Raw genomic sequence first — 25,547 nt, forward strand, 5'->3', positions numbered from 1 at the left:
CATGCTGTGAACTTTCCCTGGGCCCCCGGCGCCGCCACAGGCGTCGGTTCCTACCCTGGCGAGGACCCCGCGGAGACGCTGCGGGTCGTCCTCGGCGAGCTGCCGGACCTGCCACACCTGCCCGAGCTGCCGGCGCGCGGGCCCGGCGCGGACATGATCGGCCGTACCGCCGGGCTGCTCGTGGATCTCGCCGTCGCGGTGCAGCCGTCCGGCTGGCGGTTCACCGACCACCCCGGCCGCGACGCCTCGCGTACGCACGGCCTCCTCGCCCAGGACCTGGACACGCTCGAAGAGCAGGCCGGCGAGTTCGAGGGCCCGGTCAAGATCCAGGTGGCCGGGCCGTGGACGCTGGCCGCGTCGATCGAGGTCAGGAGCGGCGAGCGCGCGCTCGCCGACCCGGGCGCCGTACGCGACCTGGCGGCGTCCCTGGCCGAGGGCGTGGCCGCGCACGTGCGCGACGTACGCCGGCGCCTGCCGCGCGCCGACCTGCTCGTCCAGTTCGACGAGCCGTCGCTGCCGGGCGTCCTGGCGGGCACGGTGCCGACCGCGAGCGGCTTCTCCCGCATCCGCCCGGTCGAGGCGCCGATCGCCGAGGACACGTTGCGCCGCGTCATCGAGCCGGCGGGAGCCTTCCCGATCGTCCACTGCTGCGCCCCCAACGTGCCGTACGGCCTGCTGCGCGCGGCCGGAGCGAAGGCCGTGTCGGTGGACGCGTCCCTGCTCCGCGACGAGGAGGCCATCGGCGAGGCCGTGGAGGCGGGCACCGGCTTCCTGCTGGGCGTGATCCCGGCGACCGACACGAGGCTGCCGAAGCCCGAGCGCTCGGTGGCGCGGGTACGCGAGCTGTGGCGCCGCCTGGGCTTCTCCCCGAAGTCTCTGGCCGAGGCCGCGGTGATCACCCCGTCCTGCGGCCTGGCCGGCGCGACCCCGTCGTACGCCCGCACGGCCCTGAGACACTGCCGTGAGGCCGCCCGCGTCCTCCTGGAGACCTCCGAGGACGGGTAACGCCCCCGTCGCAGGCGTCGATTTCGGAGTGTCGTCGCGAATCGGCGCTCGGGGGCGAAGATGACGGGACTCGAAGTGGCCGCTGCCGCCGCCGGCCGGACGGTCGCCCGACGCGCCGGCCGCGAGTGGCCGGCCGCCCGCGCCGCCACCTCGGACCGCGGCAAGGATCTGACCGAGCTGATCAGGGTGTCGTTTCCGGACCGCTTCGCCGCCGGAAGGTCGAACACCTCGCCCGCACCCTGGACGAGATCGAGCTGTTCGGCCTCCGCGTGGAGCACTACCGCCCCCGTGCCACCCTGAGCGTCGCCTACATCAGCCTCACCGCGACCGCCGAGGACCGCGTACGCGACGACGGCGGTCCGCTGAAGATGGCGGCGCTCACCGGGGACCGCGCGGAGCGGGAGCCGTCGACCACGCCGGCCGAGTCGATGCTCGCCCGCTCGTCCCGTACGCTCCTGCGCGGCCAGGCGGGGTCGGGTAAGAGCACGTCACTGGGCTGGATCGCGGTGACCGCGGCCCGCGGCGCGTTCACCGGGGACCTCAGGGACTGGAACGGGCGCGTCCCGTTTCTGATCAAGCTCCGCAGCTGGAGTGAGGGCCCTCCGCCCCGGCCGGAGGACCTCGTCGCCGGGCCGCTGGCCGGGCTGGCGCCCGCAGGATGGGCGCATCGCGTCCTGGACGCCGGCCGGGGGATCCTGCTGATCGACGGCGTGGACGAGGTGCCGTACGGGCGCCGGGAGACGCTCCGGCGCTGGCTGCGCGAGCTCCTCGACGTCTACCCGAGCGTACGGACGATCATCACGTCCCGTCCGGCGGCGGACAGCCGCTGGCTGACCGCGGAGGGCTTCCGGCCGGTGATGCTGGAGCCGATGACCCCGGACAACCTGGGCGAACTCGTCCGGCAGTGGCACGAGGCGGTCCGCCACGCGGGGAACCTGCCGTGCGCCCCGGAGGACCTGCCCGCGTACGAGGGGAACCTCCTCGCCCGGCTGGAGGGCGGCCCCCACCTGCGCGCGCTGGCGACGACGCCGCTGCTCGCCGCGATGCTGTGGGCCCTCAACCTCGACCGCGTGACCCATCTTCCGCGCGACCGCATGGGCCTGTACCGCGCGGTCCTGGACATGCTGCTGGAGCGCCGCGACGTCGAGCGCGGCATCCGCAGCCATCACGGCATCCTGCTCGAGCGCGAGCAGAAGGAACGGCTGCTCCAGGAGCTGGCCTGGCGGCTCACCGTCCTCGGCCGTGCCGAGCTGTCCCGGACCACGGCCCTGCGAGCTCGACCGCGCCGAGGCGGAACCGAGGTACGGCCACCGAAGCCACTTCGACGGCTGGGAATCTTGTACCTGGGAAGTGCTCGCCTCGGAAACCGGTACTGGCACGATGCCGTTGACCTGCGGATCTCGCTCATGGAAGGGCAGCGGGTCCGGGGAATCGAGAGCCTGCACCGAACAGTGAAGATCGTTCGGCTCTAATCATCGGCCGGACGCGTCGAAGGAGGCCTGGGCGGCGAGGATGTCCCGCGCGTGATCGCGGATCCAGCCGGACAGGGCCTCCAGGGGGTCGGTGATGCCCTTGCCCAGCGTCGTCAGGCCGTAGGTCACCTTCGGCGGCGTGCAGGGCTCGACCGTGCGGGACACCAGGCCGTCCCGCAGCAGCATGCGCAGGGTCTGGGACAGCATCTTCTCGCTGATGCCCTCGATCTTCTGGCGCAGCTCGGAGAAGCGCAGGTCGCCTTCGCGCAGGGCGGTGAGGATCAGCACGCCCCACCGGCTGGTGACGTGGTCGAGCACCATGCGCGCCGGGCAGTCCCTGTGAAACATGTCACTCACGCCCTGCCACCACCCGCTCCATCCTGCGAGCCGTCCCTGACGTGTGGAGCTTACCTCAGGGTATGTACTTACCAAGAGTTAGCGTCTCTCCCTACCGTGAATCCCGCCAGGAACCACACGAGGAGGAGAAGTGTCGAAAGTCGCCCTCATCACCGGCGCCGGCCGGGGGATCGGTGCCGCCACGGCCAGGGAGCTGGGCCGCCGCGGCTTCCACGTCGTCGTCAACTACCGCGGCGACACGGTGAGCGCGGAGAAGGTCGTGGAGGACATCAGGCGAGAGGGCGGAACGGCGGAGCCCGCCCGGGCCGACGTCCGCGACCCGGAGCAGGTCGCCGCCCTCGTCCGGAGCCGCGACACCGTCGACGTGCTCGTCTGCAACGCCAACATCGCCCCGCCGTTCGCGCCGCTCGACGCGATGGCCTGGGAGGACTTCATCGGCAAGGTGGAGGGTGAGATGGCCGCCGTCTTTCACCTGACCAAGCGGGTCCTGGAGGCGATGCGGGGGCAGGGGAGCGGCCGGATCGTCTACGTCTCCAGCCTCAGCGCCGAGCTCACGCGCCCCGGTGCGATCGCGCACGCCACCGCCAAGGCGGCGCTCGACACCTTCGCCCGGCACGTCGCCGCGGAGGCCGGGCCGTACGGGATCGGGGTGAACGTCGTCGCGCCCGGCGCGGTGCGTACCGAAGCCTCGGCGCACCTGACGACGCCGGAGATGGAGAAGGCGCGGGCCGAGCGTTCGGTGCTGCGGCGCATGCTCGAACCCGAGGACGTCGCGAAGGTGATCGCCGCGGTCGTGGGCGGAGACTTCGAGGCGACGACCGGCGTTCGTGTCCCCGTCGACGGCGGTTTCCGCGTGCTCTCGGCGCCCTGAGCCGCATCCGCCGGCGAACGGGCCGGAAGACGGGCGAGCCGCAGGTCAAACTGTCAGTCCGACGCGAGAGACTATCTCTCAGCGGCACCCGCACGGCAGGGAGACAGACGTGGCGACATCCGTACCCGACGAGGCCCGGCAGCGGCACGGCGAGCTGACCCAGGAGCTCGACGAGGCCAACTACCGTTACTACGTCCTCGACTCGCCGACCATCAGCGACGCCGACTACGACCGCCTGATGCGGGAGATCCGCGCGCTGGAGGACGAGCATCCCGACCTGGTCACGCCCGACTCGCCGACCCAGAAGGTCGGGGCGCCGATCACCACCGACTTCGAGACCGTCGAGCATCTCGAGCGGATGCAGAGCCTCGACAACGCCTTCAACACCGACGACCTGAGCGCCTGGGTGACGCGGGCGGAAAAGGAGGTCGGCACGGTCGCCTCCTTCCTGTGCGAGCTCAAGATCGACGGGCTGGCGGTCAACCTGACGTACGAGAACGGCCGGCTGGTGCGGGGTGCCACGCGGGGCGACGGCCGCACCGGCGAGGACATCACCAACAACATCCGCACCATCGACAGCGTGCCGACCCAGCTGAGCGGCGACGACGTGCCCGAGCTGCTCGAGGTGCGCGGCGAGGTCTACCTGCCGGTCGAGGCGTTCGAAAAGCTCAACGAGGGCCTGGTCGAGGCGGGCAAGGCCCCGTTCGCCAACCCGCGCAACGCCGCGGCCGGCTCGCTGCGGCAGAAGGACCCGCGCGTCACCGCGCGGCGTCCGCTCGACATGATCGTGCACGGCTTCGGCACGTGGACCGGCGGAAAGCAGCCGCGGAGCCAGTCCGAGTCGTACGAGCTGATGCGCGGGTTCGGGCTGCCGGTGGGCGACCGCTACACGGTGGTCGACGGGCTCGACCAGGTGCGCGAGTACATCGAGCACTACGGCGAGCACCGGCACGAGCCCGCGTACGAGATCGACGGCGTGGTGGTCAAGGTCGACCAGCTCGCCCTCCAGCGGCGGCTCGGGTCCACGAGCCGGTGGCCGCGCTGGGCGATCGCCTTCAAGTACCCCCCGCAGGAGGTCAACACCCGGCTGCTCGACATCCGGGTCGGCGTCGGCCGCACCGGGCGGGTGACGCCGTACGGCGTGATGGAGCCGATCAAGGTGGCCGGCTCGACCGTCGCGTACGCGACGCTGCACAACGCCGACGAGGTGCGGCGCAAGGGCGTCAAGATCGGCGACATGGTCGTGCTGCGCAAGGCCGGCGACGTCATCCCCGAGATCGTCGGGCCCGTGGTCGACCTGCGCGACGGCACCGAGCGCGAGTTCTCGATGCCGACGCACTGTCCCGAGTGCGGCACCGAGCTGCGGGCGCAGAAGGAGGGCGACGTCGACATCCGCTGCCCGAACGCCCGCACCTGCCCCGCGCAGCTGCGCGAGCGTCTCTACTTCGTCGCCGGGCGCGGTGCCTTCGACATCGAGGCGCTGGGCTACGTGGCCGCGACCGCCCTCACCCAGCCGCTGGAGCCCGACGATCCCCCGGTCAAGAACGAGGGCGACCTGTTCCACCTGACGGTCGAGCAGCTCCTGCCGATCAAGTCCGTCGTACGCGAGCAGCGCACCGGCCTGCCCAAGATCGATCCGAAGACGGGGGAGGAGAAGGTCGTCACCTTCTTCGCCACCAAGGCCGGCGAGCCGAAGAAGACGGTGGAAAAACTCTTCGAGGAGCTGGAGAAGGCCAAGGAGCAGCCGCTGTGGCGGGTCCTGGTCGCGCTGTCGATCCGCCACGTCGGGCCGACGGCGGCGCAGGCCCTGGCGCGGGAGTTCCGGTCGATGGACCGCATCATCGAGGCCTCCGAGGAGGAGCTGACGGCGGTCGAGGACGTCGGCCCGACGATCGCGGCCTCGGTCAAGGACTGGTTCGAGGAGGAGTGGCACCGCGAGATCCTGGACAAGTGGCGCCGGGCCGGGGTCCGCATGGAGGACGAGGGCAGCGCCGGACCACGGCCGCTCGAGGGCGTCAGCGTGGTGATCACCGGCTCGCTCGAGGGCTACAGCCGCGACTCCGCCACCGCCGCCGTGCAGAACCTCGGCGGCAAGGTGTCGAGCTCGGTGTCGAAGAAGACCGGGTTCGTGGTGTTCGGCGACAGTCCAGGGTCCAAATACGACAAAGCGGTCAAACTGGGTGTGCCACTCCTGGATGAGACGGGCTTCGGCGTTCTGCTCGAGAAGGGTCCGGATGCGGCCAGCGAGGCGGCGGTCGTGGCCGAGGAGTGACGGCGGCGGGTTCCCCGCTTTCTGACCTGCAACAACATACCGTACGGTATCGTTCGATTACTGTCGTATCGTTGACCCCTAGATTTCGGACGTAACAGAACGTGCCCAACCGGTTTCGCGAAGTTGCCCGAACGTCGTAGTCTCCCCTCAGCACAACCTGTGTCCGTCCAAACACCACCGCGGATGTGAAAGCGGAGCGTGTGTAACCCCTCGAGGACGTGATGAAGGACCCGAACAACACGCGAGACACGGTCCCACGGCGCGGGTCGCCGTTGTGGATCTACGTCGTCAGTGTCACTTCGGCCGGCATCGTGGCGCTCGTCGCCTCGATCGCCTTCCTTCGCGCCGTCGATCTCCAGGAGCTGGTCCGTAACCCGCTTTTCTGGATCCTCGCCTGCCTGATCGTCCTCGGCGAGCTGAAGCCGATCGTCACGCCGGGCTCCACCGAGACGACCGGCGCCACCATCTCGACCACGTTCACGTTCGCGACCATGCTGTACGCGGGCCTGCCCACGGCCCTGGTGTTCCAGGCGCTCGCGGCCGCGGCCACCGGCGCCCTGCGCCGCCGTGCGCTGCACCGCACCGTCTTCAACGTCGGCCAGTACACCCTGAGCTTCACCGCGGCCGGCCTGACCCTGCTGGCCTTCGGGATCACGGCCTCGCCGAGCCACGTGTGGGTCCCCGACGGCGCCGACCTGCTGCCGATGGCCCTCGCCGGCACGGCGTACTTCCTCGTCAACTCCGGGCTGGTCAACGCGGCGATCGCGTTCCACGAGCGGGGTTCGATGCTGAAGGCGATGCGCTGGAACTTCGGGCTCCAGCTGCTGGTCCACGCCGCGCTGCTCGGGCTGGCGCCCCTGGTGACGGTGGCGATGAGCCGGTCGGCGGCGTTCGTGCCGCTGTTCGTGCTGCCGTTCATCGCGGTCTACCTCAACGCCTCGGTGTCGCTCAGCCGCGAATACCAGGCCATGCACGACGCCCTGACCGGCCTGCCCAACCGCAAGCTGCTGATCGTCCGTACCGAGCAGGCGCTCGCCGAGGCGCGCCACCGGGCCGAGCGGCGGGCCGCCCAGGGCCGGGGGGCCGACGAGGAGCCGCAGCAGCGGGTCGGCCTGTTCCTGCTGGACCTCGACCGGTTCAAAGAGGTCAACGACACGCTCGGGCACCCCACCGGCGACCGTCTCCTGCAGCTGGTCGCGCACCGGCTGACCCACAGCGTCCGGCCCGGCGACCTGGTCGCGCGGCTCGGCGGTGACGAGTTCGCGGTGCTGCTGCCGTCCGTACGCGACGCGCGCGCGGCCCGCGAGGTGGCGGCCCGGCTGCGGGCCGCGCTGGGCGAGCCGGTGCGTCTCGACGGCAACTCCTTCGACCTCGACGGCAGCGTCGGCATCGCCCTGCATCCCGACCATGCGCCCGACTTCGAGCTCCTGATGCAGCGCGCCGACGTGGCGATGTACGTGGCGAAGGAGAATCGCACCGGGGTGGAGATCTATTCACCCGACCGCGACCGCAACTCGCCCGAGCGCCTGGGCCGCCAGGGCGAGCTGCGCCGCGCCATCGACCGCGGCGAGCTCGAGCTCCACTACCAGCCCAAGATCTTCCTCGACGACGACCGCCCGGCCGGCATGGAGGCGCTGCTGCGGTGGCGGCACCCGGCCAAGGGCCTGCTGACACCCGACCAGTTCCTGCCGATCGCCGAGCAGACCTACCTCATGCGCGGTATCACCGGCTTCGTGGTCGAGGCCGCCCTCGCACAGGTGGCCGAGTGGTGGCAGGCCGGGCTGCCGGTCCAGGTCGCCATCAACGCCTCAGGGCGCGACCTGCTCGACTCCACGCTCACCGAGACGATCGCCTCGGGGCTGATGCGTCACGCCGTGCCGCCGCACGCGCTCCAGCTGGAGATCACCGAGCGGATCCTCATGACCGAGCCCGCCTACGCCGCCGACACGGTCGCCGCGCTCGCCGAGCTCGGCATCCCGCTGAGCCTGGACGACTTCGGCACCGGCTACTCCTCCCTCGTACGCCTGAGGAGCCTGCCGGTGGAAGAGATCAAAATCGACTCCTCGTTCGTGGGGCGCCTGTGCGACACCGGTGACGACGCGGTGATCGTGCAGTCCATCGTGGACCTCGTCCGCACCCTCGGGCTCCGCTCGGTCGCCGAGGGCGTCGAGGACGCCGCGATCGCGGACCTCCTGCGCAAGATGGGCTGCGACGCGGCCCAGGGCTACCATTTCCGGCCGCCGATGACGGCCGACGACGCCACCGCCTGGCTGCGCGAGCGCTCACACGAGCTGGCCGCCCCCGAAGAGGCCGCCTGCTAGCAGCCTGCGTGTGCCCGCTGATGATCAGTGCTGGGTAAACCGGTCGGTGCCAAGGGGCGCCGCCCTCTAGGATTGAAACGAATCCATCGATCGCAGAAACGGTTTCCCTATGCCTGATGAGCACGCCGCCACGGGCTCCGCCGAGGAGGCAGCTTCCGGCGGTGCCATCACCCGTGACGATGTCGCGCACCTCGCGCGGCTGTCCCGGCTGGCGCTCCGCGAAGACGAACTCGAACATCTCGCCACCCAGCTCGGCGACATCATCTCCGCGGTCGCGCGGGTCCAGGAGGTCGCGGCGGAGGACATTCCGCCGACCTCGCACGCGCTGCCGCTGACCAACGTCTTCCGCGCCGACGAGGTACGGCCGGGCCTCACGCCCGAGCAGGCGCTCGCCGGTGCCCCGGCCTCCGAGCAGCAGCGCTTCAAGGTCCCGCGGATTCTCGACGAGGAGGCGTGATGAGCGCGGAGCGAGCCCGACGCAGCGAGTGCGGCGGACGGGTGAGGTACGAGCCCATCCGCGGAGCGAGTGAGGAGCCGGTGAGCGACCAATGAGCGCGGAGCGAGCCCGACGCAGCGAGTGCGGCGGACGGGTGAGGTACGAGCCCATCCGCGGAGCGAGTGAGGAACCGGTGAGCGACCAGTGAGCGCGGAGCGAGCCCGACGCAGCGAGTGCGGCGGACGGGTGAGGTACGAGCCCATCCGCGGAGCGAGTGAGGAGCCGGTGAGCGACCAGTGAGCACTGTCAAGAAGACCGCGGCCGAGGTCGCGGGGCTCTTCGCCTCAGGCGAGGCTTCGGCGGAGGAGATCGCGCGAGAGTACCTCGGCCGGATCAAGGCGGTCGACGGCGACGTCAAGGCGTTCCTGCACGTCGACGAGGACAACGTCCTCGCGCAGGCGCGGGCGGTCGACGCTCGCCGGGCGGCCGGTGAGCGGCTCGGCCCGCTCGCGGGCGTGCCCATCGCGCACAAGGACGTCTTCACCACCAAGGACATGCCGACCACCTGCTCGTCCAAGATCCTCGAGGGCTGGCAGCCGCCGTACGACGCGACCGTCACGGCGCGGCTGCGCGAGGCGGGCATGGTCATCCTCGGCAAGACCAACATGGACGAGTTCGCGATGGGCTCCTCCACGGAGAACAGCGCGTTCGGCCCGACCCACAACCCGTGGGACCTGACGAAGATCCCGGGCGGCTCGTCCGGCGGCTCGTCGGCGGCCGTCGCCGCGTACGAGGCGCCGCTCGCCACCGGCACCGACACGGGCGGCTCGATCCGCCAGCCCGCCGCGGTGACCGGCCTGGTCGGCATGAAGCCGACCTACGGCGGCTCCTCCCGGTACGGCGTGATCGCGTTCGCCTCCTCCCTCGACACCCCGGGGCCCCTGGCCCGTACGGTGCTGGACGCGGCGCTGCTGCACGAGGCGTTCTCCGGGCACGACCCGATGGACTCCACCTCGATCGACCGCCCGGTGCCGCCGGTGGTCGAGGCCGCGCGCCGCGCCGACGTCGAGGGCCTGCGGATCGGGGTCGTCAAGGAGTTCGGCGGCGAGGGCTACCAGCCGGGTGTCCTGGCGCGCTTCCGCGAGGCGGTGGAGCTGCTGGAGTCGCTCGGCGCGAAGGTCGTCGAGGTGTCCTGCCCGCACTTCACCTACGCGCTGCCCGCCTACTACCTGATCGCACCGTCGGAGTGCTCGTCCAACCTGGCCCGGTTCGACGCGATGCGCTACGGCCTGCGGGTCGGCGACGACGGCACCCGCTCGGCCGAGGAGGTCATGGCGCTGACCCGCGCCGAGGGCTTCGGGCCGGAGGTCAAGCGCCGGGTCATGCTCGGCACCTACGCCCTGTCCAGCGGCTACTACGACGCCTACTACGGCAAGGCCCAGCAGGTCCGCACCCTCATCGCCCGCGACTTCGACGCCGCGTTCGAGCAGGTGGACGTGCTGGTGTCGCCGACCACGCCGACGACCGCGTTCCCGATCGGCGAGCGGGCCGACGACCCGATGGCGATGTACCTCGCCGACCTGTGCACGATCCCGTCGAACCTCGCCGGCAACGCCGCGATCTCGGTGCCCTGCGGCCTGGCCGACGAGGACCGTCTGCCGGTCGGCCTGCAGGTGATGGCCCCCGTGCTGGCCGACGACCGCACCTACCGCGTCGCCGCCGCCGTGGAGAAGGCCCTGCAGGATCGCTGGGGCGGCCCGCTGCTGGCGCAGGCCCCTGACCTCACGGAGGCTGTGAAGTGACCACCACGCTGGTGCCGTACGACGAGGCGCTGACCCGGTACGAACCCGTGCTGGGCATCGAGACCCACATCGAGCTGGGCACCAAGAGCAAGATGTTCTGCGGCTGCCCCACCGAGTTCGGCGCCCCGCCGAACACCCAGGTCTGCCCGGTCTGCCTGGGGCTGCCGGGGGCCCTGCCGGTGACGAACCAGGCCGCCATCGAGGGCATCATCAAGATCGGTCTGGCGCTGAACTGCTCGATCGTGGAGTGGTGCCGGTTCGCCCGGAAGAACTACTTCTATCCGGACATGCCGAAAAACTTCCAAATCTCGCAGTACGACGAGCCGCTGTGCGTCGACGGCCACCTCGACGTCGAGGTCGACGGCGAGACGTACCGCATCGAGATCGAGCGCGTCCACATGGAGGAGGACACCGGCAAGTCGCTGCACGTCGGTGGCGCCACCGGCCGCATCCAGGGCGCCGACTACTCCCTGGTCGACTACAACCGCGCCGGCATCCCGCTGGTGGAGATCGTCACCAAGCCGATCGTCGCGACCGGGGACAAGGCGCCGCTCGTCGCGCGGGCGTACGCCACCGAGCTGCGCGAGCTGGTCCGCGCGCTGGGCGTGTCCGACGTGCGCATGGAGCAGGGGTCGATGCGCTGCGACGTCAACGTGTCGCTCATGCCGAGGGGCGCCTCGGAGTGGGGCACCCGCTCGGAGACCAAGAACGTCAACTCCCTGCGCTCGGTGGAGCGCTCCGTCCGCCACGAGATCGAGCGGCAGGCGGGCGTGCTCGACGCGGGGGAGCGGGTGGTCCAGGAGACGCGCCACTTCCACGAGGACACCGGCACGACGACGAGCGGCCGCAGCAAGGAAGAGGCGCAGGACTACCGCTACTTCCCCGAGCCGGACCTGGTGCCGATGGCCCCGCCGCGCGCGTGGGTGGACGAGCTGCTGAGCGGCCGGCCCGAGTTGCCCGCCGCCCGCCGCGCGCGGGTGCGCGAGGAGTGGTCGCTCAGCGAGAAGGAGCTGCAGGACATCGTCAACGCGGGCGCGCTCGACCTCATCGAGGAGACCGTACGCGCGGGCGCGGAGGCCGCCGCGGCCCGCAAGTGGTGGATGAACGAGCTGTCCCGCCGCGCCACCGAGCAGGGCGTCGAGCTCACCGAGCTGCCGGTCACCCCGGCCGACGTCGTCCGCGTGAGCGCGCTGGTCGCCGAGGGTGCGCTGAACGACAAACTGGCACGCCAGGTGTTCGACGGCGTCCTCGCGGGCGAGGGCACCCCGGACGAGGTCGTGGAGAAGCGCGGGCTGAAGATCGTCAGCGACGAAGGCGAGCTGGCCGCCGTCGTCGACGAGGTCATCGCGGGCAACCCCGACATCGCGGACAAGATCCGCGGCGGCAAGGTGGCCGCGGCCGGTGCCCTGGTCGGCGCCGTGATGAAGGCCACCCGAGGCCAGGCCGACGCGGGCCGTGCCCGCGAGCTGATCATCCAGAAACTGACCGGCTGACAACACCCCGACGCGATGCGGTCCGCGGAGATGCGGACCGCATCGCGTCGCGGGGTCCGTCACCCCGCGGGCTCCGCCACCGGGGTGGTGTCCGAAGCGTCGGGTTCCGGCGGTTCGTCGCGGAAGGCGGCGCGGTGGGCCAGGAGGCGTTCGATCTCGACGTTGATCTCGGCGCCCAGCAGGATGATGTAGCACGACATGTACAGCCACGTCGCGATGGCCGCCGCTCCCGCCAGGGTCCCGTACGTCGAGCTTCTCCCGCCCGTGTCGGCGGTGTAGATCGCCAGGGCGGCCGACATCACGGCCCAGGCGGTGATCGCGATGCCCGCGCCCCAGCGGACCGCGTGCCAGTCGGCGTTCGCGCGGTCCGTGCCCCACCGGTACAGCAGGATCAGGCCGATCACCGCCAGGACCGCCAGCAGCAGGCAGCGGATGGCGAAGCCCATGATCACGTCGGCGTCCCGCAGTCCGAGCCGTGGCACCGAGGCGACCAGCCACAGCGCTCCCAGCACGGTCGCCAGCGCCCCGGCCGTCATCCCGAACGCCGTCGCGCGCTTGCGGATCACGTTCCGCGTGTCCTCCGCGTCGATCACGACGTGCAGCCCGTTGATGAGCGCGCCGAAGCCGCGGGAGCAGGTCCACAGCACGCCGAGCAGGCCGATGATCAGACCCACCGTCCGGCCCTGGCCGCTCATCGCCGCGACCGCGTCGGACAGCTGGTCGGTCAGGGAGCGCGCGACGGGACGGGGCAGGATCCCGGCGAGCGGATCGAGCTGCCCGCGCACCCAGGCCGGCCCGGCGACCAGCGATGCCACCGCCATCACCCCGATGAGCAGCGGCACGATCGACAGGATCGCCCAGAAGGCGACGCCGGCCGCGATCAGCCCGACGTTGTCCTCCTTGGCCTCCTTGCGCACGCGCTGGAGGACGACGACCCAGTCGCGGGCGGTGAAGCCCTCACCGGGGCCGGCGACCGCCCGGCGCATGGCGTCCGTGCTCAGGATCCGCCGCAAGAACAGCGCTATCCGCACATGCCGCTGATCTTCTGACATTGGACTGACGATAGGGGCAGAAGAGACACGGCGCCATCCCGTTCGGTGACCGGGCGGTCACGCGGAAAGGTCAGACGGCGGACGGACGCCGCAGGTCCAGCAGGTCGGTGCCGGCCGACTCCCACAGCTCGAACAGCTCGCCGGTCTCGTGATCCCCCAGGTACGCGCCCTCCGGCCCGGTGATCGGCACCAGCGTGACGAACTGCAGGCTCAGCGTCCCGTCCGCGTCGCGGACCAGGTTGAACATCTCGTCCGCGTACGGGTGCGGCGCCGCGAGCAGGCCGCGGATCTCCGTGTCCGGCACCAGCGGCTCCTCGACGAGCAACCCGTCGTCGTACTCCAGTTCGACGTCGCCGAGCACCGACAGCCGGGCGAACCGCTCCACGAGCCGCTCGGCATGCTCCTCCTGCCCCGGCCGTACGGAGCAGACGAGTTCGAGCGGCAACGGTGACTGCAGCATCCGGGAGCGCAGCCCGATGGTGACCACGCTCACCATCGACGGCGACTCGAAGAAGAACACGCCGAGACCGAGGTCGCGGCCGGAGTCGTTCTCCAGGGGATGCGCGCGGAGGAAGGGACCCAGATGGCGTTCGGCGTGCTCGGTCACCTCACGGTCGTCCATCTGCGACAGCCTAGAACCCGCTCAGGACACCGGAATCACCAGGATCCTGTCATCGCGGTTGATCTCATCGAAGCGGTCCTGGCCGAACTCAGTGGCGAACATGTCCGGTGGTGTGAGAGGCGGGTCGGGACACCCGACCCGCCTACTCGATTCAGCGATCTCTACTGTCAGGGAACCCGGACGACGAAGGTCGTCGAGGCGGATCCCCCGTTGGAGTGGACGGTGGCGGTCACGGTCGCCACGCCGGATCCGACGGTGCGGATGACGCGGTCGCCCACGATCCTGACGACCTTCGGGTTGTCACTGCGGTAGGACACATGCACCCCTGCGGGCAGCGGCGTGCTCTGGCCCTTGGTGACGTAGCCGTAGCTGCTCTCGTCCTTCATCGACACCGTGAGCTGCGGGTCGATCGTGGTGCCCTTGTCGAAGGTCACCCGCTGGACGATGCCCTGGGCGGCGTCCCCGGCCTGGGCCGGCTTGGCGGTGACGACCGCCGGCGACGGCTTCAGCGTGCCGTCGACCCGGACGTCGGCCTTTGCCGCGACGTCCCCGCTGCTGCTGCCGACCCGGAGCTCGTACGTGCCCGGATCGACCACGTAGCGGTTCGACGACTCGTCGAAGAACGCGAGCTTGGACGCCGGGAAGGTCAAGCGGACCGTCTTGCTCCGGTGCGGATCCACGGTGACCTTGTCGAACGCCTCCAGCCGCTGGGCCGGGCGCTCCTTGCTCACCGGCTCGAACGGCGTGCTCACGTACAGCTGCGGCACCGTGGTGCCCCGCGCGTCACCATTGTTGGTGACCTTCACGGTCGCCTGGACCGTGCCGTTCGCGTCCACCTTCTTCTCGACGTTCAGGGCCGAGTAGGAGAACGGCGTGTAGCTCAGGCCGTACCCGAACGGGTACGCGACGTCCCCGTTGAAGTACATGTAGGTGCGGCCGTGGGTAGTGGAGGTGGGCCGGACGTTGTAGTCGCCGATCGCGGGGATCTGGTTCTGGTCGGCGTACCAGGTGAACGGCAGCCGCCCGCTCGGGTCGGTCTTGCCGAGCAGCACGTCGGCGAGCGCGGCGCCCTGCTCCTGCCCGTTGTAGGAGCTCCACAGCATCGCGGGCACCTGCGACTGGAAGCCGTTCGTGTCGACCTGACCGACGGTCTCCATGTACGCGACGGTGTGCGGGTTGCGGGCCGCGACCTGGCTGATCAGCGACGCCTGCGCGCCGGGCAGCGCCAGCGTGGTGCGGTCGACGTCCTCACGGGAGTTGCTGGAGTTGGTACCCGCGACGACGATGACCACGTCGTACTGGTCGGCCGCCGCGACGGACGCGGAGTCGACGGTGTTGAGCGTGCTGCCGGTGACGCCGGGGTAGTAGTCGACCGTGGCCTTCGGGTTGATCTTCTGGATCGCGGCCTTGATGCCCTGGTAGGGGTTGACCTGCTTGGCGGCCCCGGAGGGGCCCTCGTAGGTGGCGTAGCCGCCGAGGAAGAGCGGGGACTGGTTGGCGTAGGCGCCCATGACCGCGACCTTGTAGGAGCCCTGGGCGGGCACCTTCAGCGGCAGCAGGTCGTCTTTGGCGCCGGCGGCCGGGGCGTTCTTCAGCAGCACGAGGCTCTGCTCGGCGGCCTGCTGCGCGAGCGCGATCCGCTCCGGGGTCTGGGTGACGGCCTTGTTGTCGTCGGAGTTGACCCAGGCGGTCCCGCCCAGGCGGGCGCGGGCGTCGCGCACCCACGGCACCTGGTCCTCCTGGTCGAACTCGCCGGTCTGGATCCGTGCGGTGAAGAGCCGGACGAGGGCGACGTCGACGTCGTTCTCGTTGAAGACACCGGTCTGGGTGGTGATGTGCTTGGCGACCGCGTCGGGGACGGTGTTCCCGTAGTTGGACGCGTCATGGTAGCCGCCGTTGCAGTCCAGGTCCTCACCGGCGGTGATGGCGTACGCCGTCCGGCCGTACTGGTCGAGCGGAGCGGAGGCGCCCGGCGGCTGCCAGTGGTGGCCGCCCTGGATCTCGTACACCGCGTCGCAGTCGGAGGTGAAGTACCCGCCGAAGCCCCACGTCTGCCGGGCCAGCGTGTCCATCAGCTGGACGCTCGCGGCGGCGGGGACGCCGTTGACCCGGTTGTACGAGCTCATGATCGAGCCAGGGTGGGAGCTCTCGATGATGTCGCGGAACTGCGCCGTGTAGTACTCCCGCAGCGTCCGCTGGTCCATGTCGGAGGTGCCGGTGCGGCGGTTGTACTCGCTGTTGTTGGCGGCGAAGTGCTTGAGCGTGGCCACCGCCTTGAGGTAGCCGTTCGCCGACGGGGGCAGCTTTCCGTTCTCGTCCTGGCCCTGCAGGCCGTTGACGTACTGACCGGCGAGTGCGGCGGTCAGCGTCGGGTCCTCGCTCCAGGTCTCGTCGTTACGGCCCCAGCGCGGGTCGCGGCCGAGGTTGACGGTGGGGGAGTAGAAGTCGAGGTTCTCCGTGTTGTTCGGCATCACCTCGCGGGCCTCGTCGCCGATGGCGCTCGCGACCTTGTGAACCAGGTCGGGGTTCCAGGTGCTGCCCATCGCCAGGTCGACCGGGTAGGACGTCGTGTTCGTGGCGGGCGGCGGGTTCGACGTGCTGGTAGTGATCGCGGCGACGCCGTGCGACGCCTCGTTCCACCAGCCCCACTGCGCGACACCGAGCCGGGGGATCGCCGGCGCGATGTTGCTGTTCATCTGCTGGGCCTTCTCGGTGAGCGTGAGGCGGCCGACGAGGTCCGCAGCGCGCTCGGCCGACGAGTAGGCCGGGTTGAGGTAAATCGCGTTTGTCGGCGCCGTCTCCTGCGCCGACGCGCTGGGCATGCCGGTCGCTGCGGCGCAGCACAGTGCTGCTCCCGCCGCGATCAGCGCGAACGGTTTTCTGTACAACGAATCTCCCAGGACGCACCTAGTCGCCGTGGCCGGTGCCCCGCTCCGGCCGCTGACACTGGCGGACTTTAGAGAAGCCGGTTTATAAGCATCAAGGAGTAACAAAGGCCAAAAATGGCCATAATTAATACGAATCTCGGACGAACCGTTACTATCCGTCTCGTGTCGGATGCTCCTGGGTCGCTCGCGTCGTTGCGGTCGCGGAACCGCCTCCTGGTGCTGGAGACCGTGCAACGGCGCGGCCGGATCAGCAGGGTCGGCATCGCCCGCGCCACGGGCCTGTCGCGGACCACGGTCTCGAGTCTCGTCGCCGAACTCCTCGCCGAGGGGGTGCTGACCGAGTCCCCCGGCGACGCCGGACGCCGCACCTCGACCAGCGGTGGCCGCCCTGCCACCCCGCTCACCCTGAACCCGGACGGCGGCGGAGTGCTCGGCGTCCATCTCCGCCACGCCGGCATCCGTGTGCTCTTCACCGACCTGTCCGGAGGCGTGCTCGGCGAGCGGTACCGGGCGCTCGACGTCGACCACCTCCCGGACGACGCGCTGGCCTACGTCGCCGACACCGCGCTCGACCTGGTCGCGGCGGCGGCCCACGACGCCGGCCGGGTCTTTGGCATGGGCGTCGCGGTGTCGGCCCCGATGCAGTCGCGGTCCCACACGCTGCGGACCCCGTCGGTGCTGGCCGACTGGAGCGGTGTCGACATCGCCACACGCCTGCGCGAGCGCATCGGGGTGCCGGTCCACGTCGGCAACGATGCGAACCTCGGCGCGCTGGCCGAATGGACCTTCGGCGCGGCCCGGGGCGCCGACGATCTCATCTACGTGATGCTGTCGGACGGCGTCGGCGCCGGACTGATCCTGAACGGCCGCCCGTACGAGGGGGCCACCGGGTCGGCCGGTGAGCTGGGGCACATCTCCGTGATCGACGGCGGGTACGTCTGCCGATGCGGGAACCGGGGCTGCCTCGAGACGGTCATCGGAGCCCGCGGGCTGACCTCGGCCTTCGCGCACACCCGTGGGCCGGAGACGACCATCGCCGACGTGGTGGCGCTGCTCGCGGCCGACGACCCCGGGGCGCGGCGGGTCGTCGCCGACGCCGGCCACATGCTCGGCCGCGCGCTGGCCGGCATCTGCGCCATGCTCGAACCCCGGCTGGTGGTCATCGGCGGCGAGGTCGCGGCGGTCGGCCGGACCCTGCTGGACGGCGTCCGCGACGTGCTGGCCCAGCGGCTGCCTCCGGCGATCAGCCAGGGCGTCACCGTCACCACCGGACGCCTCGGCGATCGGGCCGAGGCGCTCGGCGCCATCGCGCTCGCCACCCACAGCACGTCCGCGCACCTGCTGACGCCGTGACCCCAGGCCCGGTCCGCCCTCGCCGGAGTCGGGGACGGCCGGTGCCGTCCCATGTACCTACGACAAAACGCGCCAGCGCATGACCACCCCTGCCACAGGGCGAACGTTGCTTGATGCTGCACTAGGACCCGATCAGGACACTGGAACCACCAGGATCCGGTCATCGCCCTTGGCCGGGGTGCCGCGCCCGTCGCGGTTGCTCGTGCTGACCCACAGCGAGCCGTCGGGGGCGGTGACGACCGCCCGCAGGCGGCCGTAACGGCCCTCGAAGTGCGGCACCGGCCTGCCGACCGTCCCGTTCGCGTTGACCGGCACCTGCCACAGCCGCCGTCCGGCCAGCGCGCCCGCCCACAGCGACCCGTGGTCGTAGGCCAGCCCCGACGGAGACGCCTCGGAGGTCCGCCACGTCAGCAGCGGCGGTGTGTACCGCTTCCGGTCGCCGCCGAATCCCTCGACCACGGGCCAGCCGTAGTTGTGCCCGGGCAGAATGCGGTTGATCTCATCGAAGCGGTCCTGGCCGAACTCCGTGGCGAACATCCGGCCCCGCGAGTCCCACGCGAGGCCCTGCACGTTCCGGTGCCCGTAGGAGTAGACGAGCGTGCCGTACGGGTTGCCGGGCGCGGGCCTGCCGTCGAGCGTCATCCGCAGGATCTTGCCGCCGAGCGAGGACCGGTCCTGCGCCAGCCCGCCGCGCCCGGTCTCGCCGGTCGAGGCGTAGAGGAAGTGGTCGGGGCCGAACGCGAGGCGGCCGCCGTTGTGGATCTGGCCGCGCGGAATGCCCTTCACGAGCGTCTGCACGCCGCCGATGCCCTGGCCGCCGCGGTACTGGAAGCGGGCGATCCGGTTGTCGGACGAGGCGCTGTAGTAGACGAACACCCAGTGGTCCTTGGCGTACGACGGGGAGACCGCCACGCCGAGCAGGCCGCCCTCGCCGGCCGGTGACACGCCCGGGACGGTTCCGACCGTACTGAGCCTTCCCGCGGGGGTGACGCGCAGGAGGCGGGCGGTGTCCCGCTCGGTCACCAGGGCGTCGCCGCCGGGCAGGAACGCGATCGCCCACGGGACCGACAGCCCCGTCACCAGGTCGCGCGGCGTCCCGAGCCGCGCCACGGAGGCCGCGGGCGAGGCCGCCGGCGAGCCGGCGGGCGGTGGCGTGGTGCCGCCCGCACGCGGCGATCCACCGGACGAGCAGCCGGCGAGCACCAGCGCACCCGCGATGACGAATGTGTTAAGCCGCACTTTGGTCAAGTTCCCATCTCAATCCGGAACGAACTCGTCCGGCCCGTGCTGACTCTCCGTGGTCGCCCTCCGCGGCGGCGAGAACGGGCGTTCCGTACCCCTCCATGCCCCATCGTCACACCTCGGCGTCACGGCCCGGAAGCACTGGTCGTACGATCTTTTCCACCGGAGGGGAGGGGCAGTGAGAATCTGGGTGCCGGACCGGGAGCTCGCCGACGCCGTCGAAGGCGTCACGGGCATCGAGGGTGTCGAGGACGTGAGCGTGCGGATCTACGACGGCCGCAGTGACGATCGCCCCGGCGACCCGGCCGAGGTCGACCTCTACGTCCCGCCGTTCGTCGCGACCCCGCGCAGCCGCGAGATCGTCGCCGAGATGTCGAACCTGCAGGTCATCCAGTTGCAGGTGGCGGGAGTCGATACGTTCCTGCCGCTCGTGCCCGAGGGCGTCGTCCTGTGCAACGCGCGCGGCGTGCACGACGCGAGCACGGCCGAGTGGGTGGTCGGCGGCATCATCGCGGCCCAGCGGGAGTTCCCCGGCTTCCGCGACGCCCAGCGCGAGGGGCGCTGGGACTGGCACATGACAGACGCCTTGACAGACCGCACCGTGATGATCGTCGGGTACGGCTCGGTGGGCGCGGCGATCGAGCGGCGCCTCACCCCGTTCGAAGCTCACGTCATCCGGGTCGCCCGAACCGCCCGCGATGGCGTACACCCTGTGAGCGCGCTGCCCGGACTCCTGCCCGAGGCCGACGTCGTCGTTCTCATCGTGCCCTCGACCACCGAGACCACCGGGCTGGTCGACAAGGCGTTCCTGGCCTGCATGAAGGACAATGCGCTGCTGGTCAACGCCGCGCGCGGCATCGTCGTGGACACCGAGGCGCTGCTGACCGAGGTGACCGCGGGCCGGCTCCGCGCCGTACTCGACGTGACCGACCCCGAGCCGCTGCCGGCCGGCCATCCGCTCTGGACCGCGCCCGGCGTGTTCATCACACCGCACGTCGGTGGTTCCACCCCGGCGTCGCGCCGGCGGATCGTCGCTCTCGTTCGTGACCAGGTCAGGCGGTTCGTCACGGGCGAGCCTCTGATCAATGTCATTAAGGGCGACTACTGATCGGGTAAACACTGCCCGGCGGTCCTTTGCCCGCCGGGGGTCGATTACAGGCCGCTACTTTCCCCGCTCGGCGGCTATTCCCGACAAAACGCCCAAAAGGTCAGGGTTGCGATTACTCACCGTGGTTACCTGTCGCCTGCTGGACGCCCGGCCTCAATCGCTCCGTGACATACGGCCCGTAGATTGAGCCGCGAAGCTGACCAGCCCGACCACCGCGCGGACCATGCCGGAAGACCCCGGCCTTGATTCGCGGGGTTCGCAACTCAAAACCCGGTGTCCCGCGTGGGCGGGACACCGCCTCGCAAGGATGACAAGGCACTTGACAGACCGGCGGCGAGACCGCCGGGGAGCCGCCCGGGTTCGGTGGAGAATCCGGGAGTCATGTGCGCCCTGCGAGGCGTTTCCAGAGCGGGACGGCTCATGATCAGTCGCGGGGAGCAAGTTAGATGACCGGGGAGGGAACGGAGCGGCGGCGCTGGCACGTACCGGCGCCGGTGCGGCCGTTCGGAGTGCTCGCGGCGCTCGCCTTGATCTACGCCCTCGCGCTCGGGCTGGGCTGGGGCGGCGGGCTGTCCGGAGCATGGCTCTCCGCCTGGGCCGCGGCCATCGCGTCGTCGTCGCTCATGTACGCCGCCGTGCGCGCGCCCCAGACGGCCGTCGGCAAGATCGACCGGGACATGTGGCGGTGGTTCGGCGTGGCCGCGCTGGCCTGGTGCGCCGGCGCCACCGTGAACGCCGTCTCCCGCCTCGTGATCAGCCGCGCCGTGGTGACGGTCTCGCCGGCCGACCTGTTCCTGCTGGTCGCGCCGATCGCCATCACCGCGGGCTTCCTCGCGCCGGTACGCCTGCCGCGCAGCCCGCGTCCCTGGCTGCGCTACCTGGCCGACACCTACGTCTGCGCCTGCGCCCTGTTCGTGGTCGGCTGGGTCGCGATCTTCGACCGGCTCTACCACGACTCCGGAGAGGGCTGGGGCCAGTACCTCATCGAGCTGCGCTACCCGGTGCTGGACGCCGCCCTGGTCTGCGCGCTGTTCCCGATGGCCCTCGTCGCCGTGCGCGCGAACCACCGGCCCGCCGCGCTCGCCTACGGCGCGTTGCTCGTGGTGTCCGCGGCCGACGTGGTGTACGCCGTGCTCCGGCTGGGCGACGACGCCACCCACGGCATCCCGGCCGACGTGGTCCGTACGGCCGGACTCCTGCTCCTGGCCGCCGTGCCCTGGATCGGGCGCGGCGGGCGGCCGGCCGAGGACACGCGCCGGCCGCTGGTCGGCCCGGGCCTCGCGCCCGCCGCCACCGCCGCCGCGGCGGCGATCTTCGTGGCCGGCCACACGCTCACGGGCGCCCGCGGGCTGCGGCCGATCGTGCCGATCGTCGCGGGCACGGCGGTGCTGGTCCTGCTCGCCCGGCTCGCCGAGCTCGTCCGCGAGAACGACCGCCTGGGCCACGCCGCCGCGAGCGGCGAGAAGCACTTCCGCGCACTCGCCGAGAGCATCAACGACGTCGTGCTCATCTGCGGGCTCGACGGTGTCGTGCAGTACGTCAGCGCCGGCCCCCGCCGCTCGTACCACTACGCCGCCGAGGACCTCCTCGGCCGCCCCGTGTACGACGTCGTCCACCCCGAGGACCTGCCGCGCGTCGTGGACGCGGTGACGGCCTTCCTCGACGCCGACTGCGACCGCGACGTCGCGCGCATCGCCTGCCGCGTACGGGCCACCGACGGCACATGGCTGCCCACCGAGTCGACCATCTCCCGGTACGGCCGCTCCGGCGACGGCACCGACCAGCTCCTGGTCACCACCCGTGACTTCAGCGAACAGGCGGCGCTGGAGCGCCAGGTCGCCCACCTGACCTTCCACGACGGGCTGACCGGCCTGCCGAACCGCGCCTACCTCGAAGAACGCGCCCGCGAGAAGGTCGGGCGCAGCCAGGGGCCGGTCGCGGTCGTCTTCGTCGACCTCGACGGGTTCACCGCCGTCAACGACTCCATCGGCCACGCCGGGGGCGACCAGCTCCTCGCCCAGGCGGCGCGCCGGCTCCGCGCGGGCGTGCTGGCCGACGACACGGTCGCGCGCTGGGGCGGTGACGAGTTCGCCGTGCTCATGGAGAGCGCGACCGAGGTGCAGACCGTGGTCGACCTCGGCGAGCGTCTCCTGCGGGCCCTGGCCGGCGAGCCGTACCGCGTCGCCGACCGCGCCATCGTGCTCACCGCCAGCGTCGGCATCGCCTTCACCGAGGACGGCATCGAGGGCGCCGAGCTGATCCGCAACGCCGACATCGCGCTGTCGCGGGCGAAGGACCTCGGCGGCGGCCGGGTCGAGGTCTTCGCCGCGAAGATGCACGCCGACGTCATGCGCCGGCTCGAACTCGGCAGCGACCTGCAGCGCGCGCTCACCGAGCAGCAGTTCGCCGTGGAGTTCCAGCCCGTGGTCGAGCTGGCCACCTCGCGGGTCACCGGGGTCGAGGCCCTGGTCCGCTGGTGGCGCGACGGCGTCTCCGTGCCTCCCGAGGAGTTCATCGGCACCGCCGAGGAGTCCGGTCTCATGGTGCCGCTCGGCAACTGGGTGCTGCGCGAGGCGTGCGCCCAGGTGGCCCGGTGGCGCGAGAACGGCTGGGAGATCGGCCTGTCGATCAACCTGCGGCCGCGCGAGATCGCGGCGGCGCACTTCGTCGACTCGGTCGCGGCCGCGCTCGCCGACAGCGGCCTGCCGCCCGGGGCGCTGACCCTGGAGGTCAAGGAGGAGGTGCTGGTCGACGGCTCCGACGAGCTCATCGAACGGCTCTCGGCACTGCGCGACCTCGGCGTGCGGCTGGCCATCGACGACTTCGGCACCGGCTACGCCTCCCTCGCCTTCCTGCGGCAGCTCCCGGTCGACGTCATCAAGATCGACCCGTCGTTCGTCTCCGGGCTCGGCCGCGACGAGACGCTCACGCTGCTGACCCGCACCATCGCCCGGGTCGGCCGGGACCTCGGCCTGACGGTCGTGGCCGAGGGCGTCGAACGGCCCGAGCAGCTCGAGCTCCTCCGCGAGATGGGCTGCCCCCGGGGCCAGGGCTATCTCGTGTCGCGGCCGATGGCGCCGGGCGGCATCGAGGCGCTCATCCAGCTGAACCCGCGCGGCGAGGCGTCCATCCCGCTCCACGGCTCGGTGATCTCCGCCAGCTGACCGCACCTCACCTGCGAACCGCGCCGTGACCCGGGACGTACGGGTGACGTTCGCCGCCCGTACGTCCCGGCGCGTCGAGGTAGAAAATCTCTGTGCTGTCTCGAATGATCGAAAGTCATTGACGCCACCCCGCGGCTTCGGCACTCTGACCGCGTCCCCCAGTACGGAGGCTGCCGATGCCCGTGCGACGACGTACCCTCGTCGCGGCGATCGTGGCCCTGGCCGGTCTGACCACCGGACAGGCTTACGCCGCCCAGCAATCCAGTCCGGTCCCCACTCCCCGGCAACAGGCCTTCGCCGACGCGGCGAAGGCCTACCACGTTCCCGAGAAACTGCTGCTCGCCGTCTCCTACCTGGAGTCGCGGTGGGACGCCAACCAGGGCCGGCCGAGCGTCGGCGCGGGCTATGGCCCCATGCACCTGACCGACGGCACCCTGACCTCCGCCGGAGAGCACTTCTCCGGCGGCGGCGAGGACCCCCGTGGCGACGCCGCCCGCCCGGCGCTGCACCCGAAGGCGACCGCCGCCTCCGCCGCGAGCCCGGACGGGCAGACCCTCCAGCAGGCCGCCGGGCTCACCGGGACCGGCGCGAACACCCTGCGCACCGACCCCACCGCCAACATTCGCGGCGGCGCCGCGCTTCTCGCCCGCTACCAGCACGACCTCGGCAAGCCGCTCAGCGCCGACCCCGCCGCCTGGTACCAGGCGACGGTCCGCTACGGCGGCACGGCCTGGTTCGCGGGCCAGGTCTACGACGTGATGCGCACCGGCGAGTCCCGTACGACCGACGACGGCCAGCGGGTCACGCTCGCCGCCACGCCCGGGGTCAAGCCCGCCGGGGCGGGTGCCAACGCCCCGGAGACCGAGTGCCCGCCCGGCCTCGGCTGTGAGTGGGTGCCGGCGCCGTACCAGCAGCTCGACCCCAGCGACCCCACGAGCTACGGCAACCACGACCTGGGCGACCGGCCCAAGAGCCAGCGGATCCGCTACATCGTGATCCACGACACCGAGGGCTCCTGGGCGACGACGCTCAAGCTCGCCCAAGACCCGACGTACCTCGCGTGGCACTACACCGTACGGTCCGACGACGGGCACATCGCCCAGCACGTCAAGAACAAGGACGTCGGCTGGCACGCGGGCAACTGGGACGTCAACGCCCGCTCGATCGGCATCGAGCACGAGGGCTTCCTCGCCCAGGGCGGCAGCTGGTACACCGAGGCGATGTACCGCAGTTCCGCGGCGCTGGTCCGGTACCTGACCGGGAAGTACGACATCCCGGTCGACCGGGCGCACATCCTCGGCCACGACAACGTCCCCGGTATCACGCCCGCCAACGTGCAGGGCATGCACGAGGACCCGGGGCCGTACTGGGACTGGGCGCACTACTTCAGGCTGCTGGGCCACCCGCTCCACGCCACCGCGGGGCCGCGCTCGGGCATGGTCACGATCCTGCCGGACTATGACAAGAACGTCGTGCCGTACACCGGCTGCGACGACAGCGCGCCGAGCGCCCCGTGCCCGGCGCACGGCGGCGGATCGATCATGCTCCGCACCGCGCCCAGCGACGACGCGCCGCTCGTGAAGGACATCGGCAAGCACCCGCCGAACGGCGACGCGACGATGAGCGTGTACGACCACAGCGCACGCGCCGCGACCGGCCAGACCTACGCCGTGGCGGGCCGTCAGGGCGACTGGACGGCGATCTGGTACCTCGGCCAGAAGGCGTGGTTCCACAACCCGAAGAAGCAGCCGACCGCCGTCGGGGCCCACGGCTTCGTCGTCACGCCCAAGCCGGGCGCCGCGTCGGTGCCGATCTACGGGCGCGCCTACCCGGAGGCGGAGGCCTACCCGGCGAACATCCCGGCGCAGAGCCTGGTGCCGATGCAGTACACCTTCGCCGCCGGCCAGCGCTACGCCGTGGCCGACACGGTGCGCGGGGAGTACGACTACTCCACGACCTTCGACGTGTCCACGCATGCCATCGTGCGCGGCAAGCTGAAGTACTACGAGATCCAGTTCGGTCACCGCGTCTACTTCGTGAAGACCGGCGACGTCGTGCTCAAGCGCGTGTCCTGAGTGCCCTGCCGCCC

17 protein-coding genes are annotated in these 25,547 nt (G+C 71.2%); 12 read left to right on the top strand and 5 right to left on the bottom strand.

The window, feature by feature from the left end:
* Nucleotides 1-6 precede the first annotated feature (6 nt).
* Together OG417_RS16145 and OG417_RS16150 are read left to right on the top strand one after the other, a co-directional pair.
* Complete coding sequence (locus OG417_RS16145; RefSeq protein WP_329256218.1) at nt 7-1,005, top strand: methionine synthase; 999 nt, start codon at nt 7-9, stop codon at nt 1,003-1,005.
* Between the two features lie 269 nt (nt 1,006-1,274).
* A complete protein-coding gene (locus OG417_RS16150) occupies nt 1,275-2,477 on the top strand; it encodes an NACHT domain-containing protein (protein WP_329256220.1) in 1,203 nt (400 codons plus the stop codon).
* On the opposite strand, the gene OG417_RS16155 is transcribed toward OG417_RS16150, so the two are convergent.
* Entirely contained in the window at nt 2,478-2,825 is a 348-nt protein-coding gene (locus OG417_RS16155; protein ID WP_329262326.1) for a winged helix-turn-helix transcriptional regulator, read from the bottom strand. It lies immediately after the preceding gene.
* Nucleotides 2,826-2,964: 139 nt separating this feature from the next.
* On the opposite strand from OG417_RS16155, the gene OG417_RS16160 reads away from it, so the two are divergent.
* From OG417_RS16160 to gatB, 6 genes are all read left to right on the top strand, one after another.
* Nucleotides 2,965-3,705: an SDR family oxidoreductase gene (locus OG417_RS16160; RefSeq protein ID WP_329256222.1), complete on the top strand. Its 741-nt coding sequence runs from the start codon at nt 2,965-2,967 to the stop codon at nt 3,703-3,705.
* Between the two features lie 109 nt (nt 3,706-3,814).
* Nucleotides 3,815-5,977: an NAD-dependent DNA ligase LigA gene (gene ligA, locus OG417_RS16165; RefSeq protein WP_329256224.1), complete on the top strand. Its 2,163-nt coding sequence runs from the start codon at nt 3,815-3,817 to the stop codon at nt 5,975-5,977.
* 221 nt (nt 5,978-6,198) lie between these two features.
* Nucleotides 6,199-8,298, top strand: coding sequence for a putative bifunctional diguanylate cyclase/phosphodiesterase (locus OG417_RS16170; RefSeq protein WP_329256226.1), 2,100 nt, complete (start codon nt 6,199-6,201; stop codon nt 8,296-8,298).
* Nucleotides 8,299-8,407: 109 nt separating this feature from the next.
* Nucleotides 8,408-8,755: an Asp-tRNA(Asn)/Glu-tRNA(Gln) amidotransferase subunit GatC gene (gene gatC, locus OG417_RS16175; protein ID WP_329256228.1), complete on the top strand. Its 348-nt coding sequence runs from the start codon at nt 8,408-8,410 to the stop codon at nt 8,753-8,755.
* 275 nt (nt 8,756-9,030) lie between these two features.
* Nucleotides 9,031-10,536 carry an Asp-tRNA(Asn)/Glu-tRNA(Gln) amidotransferase subunit GatA gene (gene gatA / locus OG417_RS16180; RefSeq protein WP_329256230.1) on the top strand — a complete coding sequence of 502 codons (1,506 nt, stop codon included), beginning with the start codon at nt 9,031-9,033 and terminating at the stop codon, nt 10,534-10,536.
* Nucleotides 10,537-10,547: 11 nt separating this feature from the next.
* Entirely contained in the window at nt 10,548-12,029 is a 1,482-nt protein-coding gene (gene gatB / locus OG417_RS16185) for an Asp-tRNA(Asn)/Glu-tRNA(Gln) amidotransferase subunit GatB (protein WP_329262329.1), read from the top strand.
* Nucleotides 12,030-12,088: 59 nt separating this feature from the next.
* Here the strand turns inward: gatB and OG417_RS16190 are convergent, their stop codons facing one another.
* The 3 genes from OG417_RS16190 to OG417_RS16200 form a co-directional block, all read right to left on the bottom strand.
* Nucleotides 12,089-13,081: a YihY/virulence factor BrkB family protein gene (locus tag OG417_RS16190; RefSeq protein ID WP_329256233.1), complete on the bottom strand. Its 993-nt coding sequence runs from the start codon at nt 13,079-13,081 to the stop codon at nt 12,089-12,091.
* Nucleotides 13,082-13,151: 70 nt separating this feature from the next.
* On the bottom strand, nt 13,152-13,703 hold the full coding sequence (locus OG417_RS16195) for a suppressor of fused domain protein (protein ID WP_329256235.1): 552 nt from the start codon (nt 13,701-13,703) through the stop codon (nt 13,152-13,154).
* Between the two features lie 167 nt (nt 13,704-13,870).
* The gene (locus OG417_RS16200) at nt 13,871-16,591 is read right to left on the bottom strand and encodes a glycoside hydrolase family 3 C-terminal domain-containing protein (protein ID WP_329256237.1); all 2,721 of its coding nucleotides are present in this window, start codon (nt 16,589-16,591) and stop codon (nt 13,871-13,873) included.
* Nucleotides 16,592-16,753: 162 nt separating this feature from the next.
* Here OG417_RS16200 and OG417_RS16205 point away from each other — a divergent pair, with 162 nt between their 5' ends.
* Nucleotides 16,754-17,944, top strand: coding sequence for an ROK family transcriptional regulator (locus OG417_RS16205; protein ID WP_329256239.1), 1,191 nt, complete (start codon nt 16,754-16,756; stop codon nt 17,942-17,944).
* A gap of 132 nt (nt 17,945-18,076) precedes the next feature.
* Here the strand turns inward: OG417_RS16205 and OG417_RS16210 are convergent, their stop codons facing one another.
* Nucleotides 18,077-19,183, bottom strand: a complete 1,107-nt coding sequence (locus OG417_RS16210; RefSeq protein ID WP_329256241.1) for a PQQ-dependent sugar dehydrogenase — start codon at nt 19,181-19,183, stop codon at nt 18,077-18,079.
* A gap of 181 nt (nt 19,184-19,364) precedes the next feature.
* Here OG417_RS16210 and OG417_RS16215 point away from each other — a divergent pair, with 181 nt between their 5' ends.
* The 3 genes from OG417_RS16215 (at nt 19,365) to OG417_RS16225 (ending at nt 25,533) form a co-directional block, all read left to right on the top strand.
* Entirely contained in the window at nt 19,365-20,294 is a 930-nt protein-coding gene (locus OG417_RS16215; protein ID WP_329256242.1) for a 2-hydroxyacid dehydrogenase, read from the top strand.
* A 446-nt stretch (nt 20,295-20,740) separates the two neighbouring features.
* The gene (locus OG417_RS16220; protein ID WP_329256244.1) at nt 20,741-23,458 is read left to right on the top strand and encodes a putative bifunctional diguanylate cyclase/phosphodiesterase; all 2,718 of its coding nucleotides are present in this window, start codon (nt 20,741-20,743) and stop codon (nt 23,456-23,458) included.
* A 176-nt stretch (nt 23,459-23,634) separates the two neighbouring features.
* A complete protein-coding gene (locus OG417_RS16225; RefSeq protein ID WP_329256247.1) occupies nt 23,635-25,533 on the top strand; it encodes an N-acetylmuramoyl-L-alanine amidase in 1,899 nt (632 codons plus the stop codon).
* Nucleotides 25,534-25,547: the final 14 nt, after the last annotated feature.

The sequence above is a fragment of the Actinoallomurus sp. NBC_01490 genome (assembly GCF_036227085.1).
In the GTDB taxonomy this organism is placed as follows: Bacteria; Actinomycetota; Actinomycetes; order Streptosporangiales; family Streptosporangiaceae; genus Actinoallomurus; species Actinoallomurus oryzae.

Coding starts and splice junctions, on each gene's coding strand:
- OG417_RS16155 (WP_329262326.1), bottom strand. CDS start 2,825: ATGTTTCACAGGGACTGCCCGGCGCGCATGGTGCTCGACCACGTCACC.
- OG417_RS16170 (WP_329256226.1), top strand. CDS start 6,199: ATGAAGGACCCGAACAACACGCGAGACACGGTCCCACGGCGCGGGTCG.
- gatC (WP_329256228.1), top strand. CDS start 8,408: ATGCCTGATGAGCACGCCGCCACGGGCTCCGCCGAGGAGGCAGCTTCC.
- OG417_RS16190 (WP_329256233.1), bottom strand. CDS start 13,081: ATGTCAGAAGATCAGCGGCATGTGCGGATAGCGCTGTTCTTGCGGCGG.
- OG417_RS16195 (WP_329256235.1), bottom strand. CDS start 13,703: ATGGACGACCGTGAGGTGACCGAGCACGCCGAACGCCATCTGGGTCCC.
- OG417_RS16220 (WP_329256244.1), top strand. CDS start 20,741: ATGACCGGGGAGGGAACGGAGCGGCGGCGCTGGCACGTACCGGCGCCG.
- OG417_RS16225 (WP_329256247.1), top strand. CDS start 23,635: ATGCCCGTGCGACGACGTACCCTCGTCGCGGCGATCGTGGCCCTGGCC.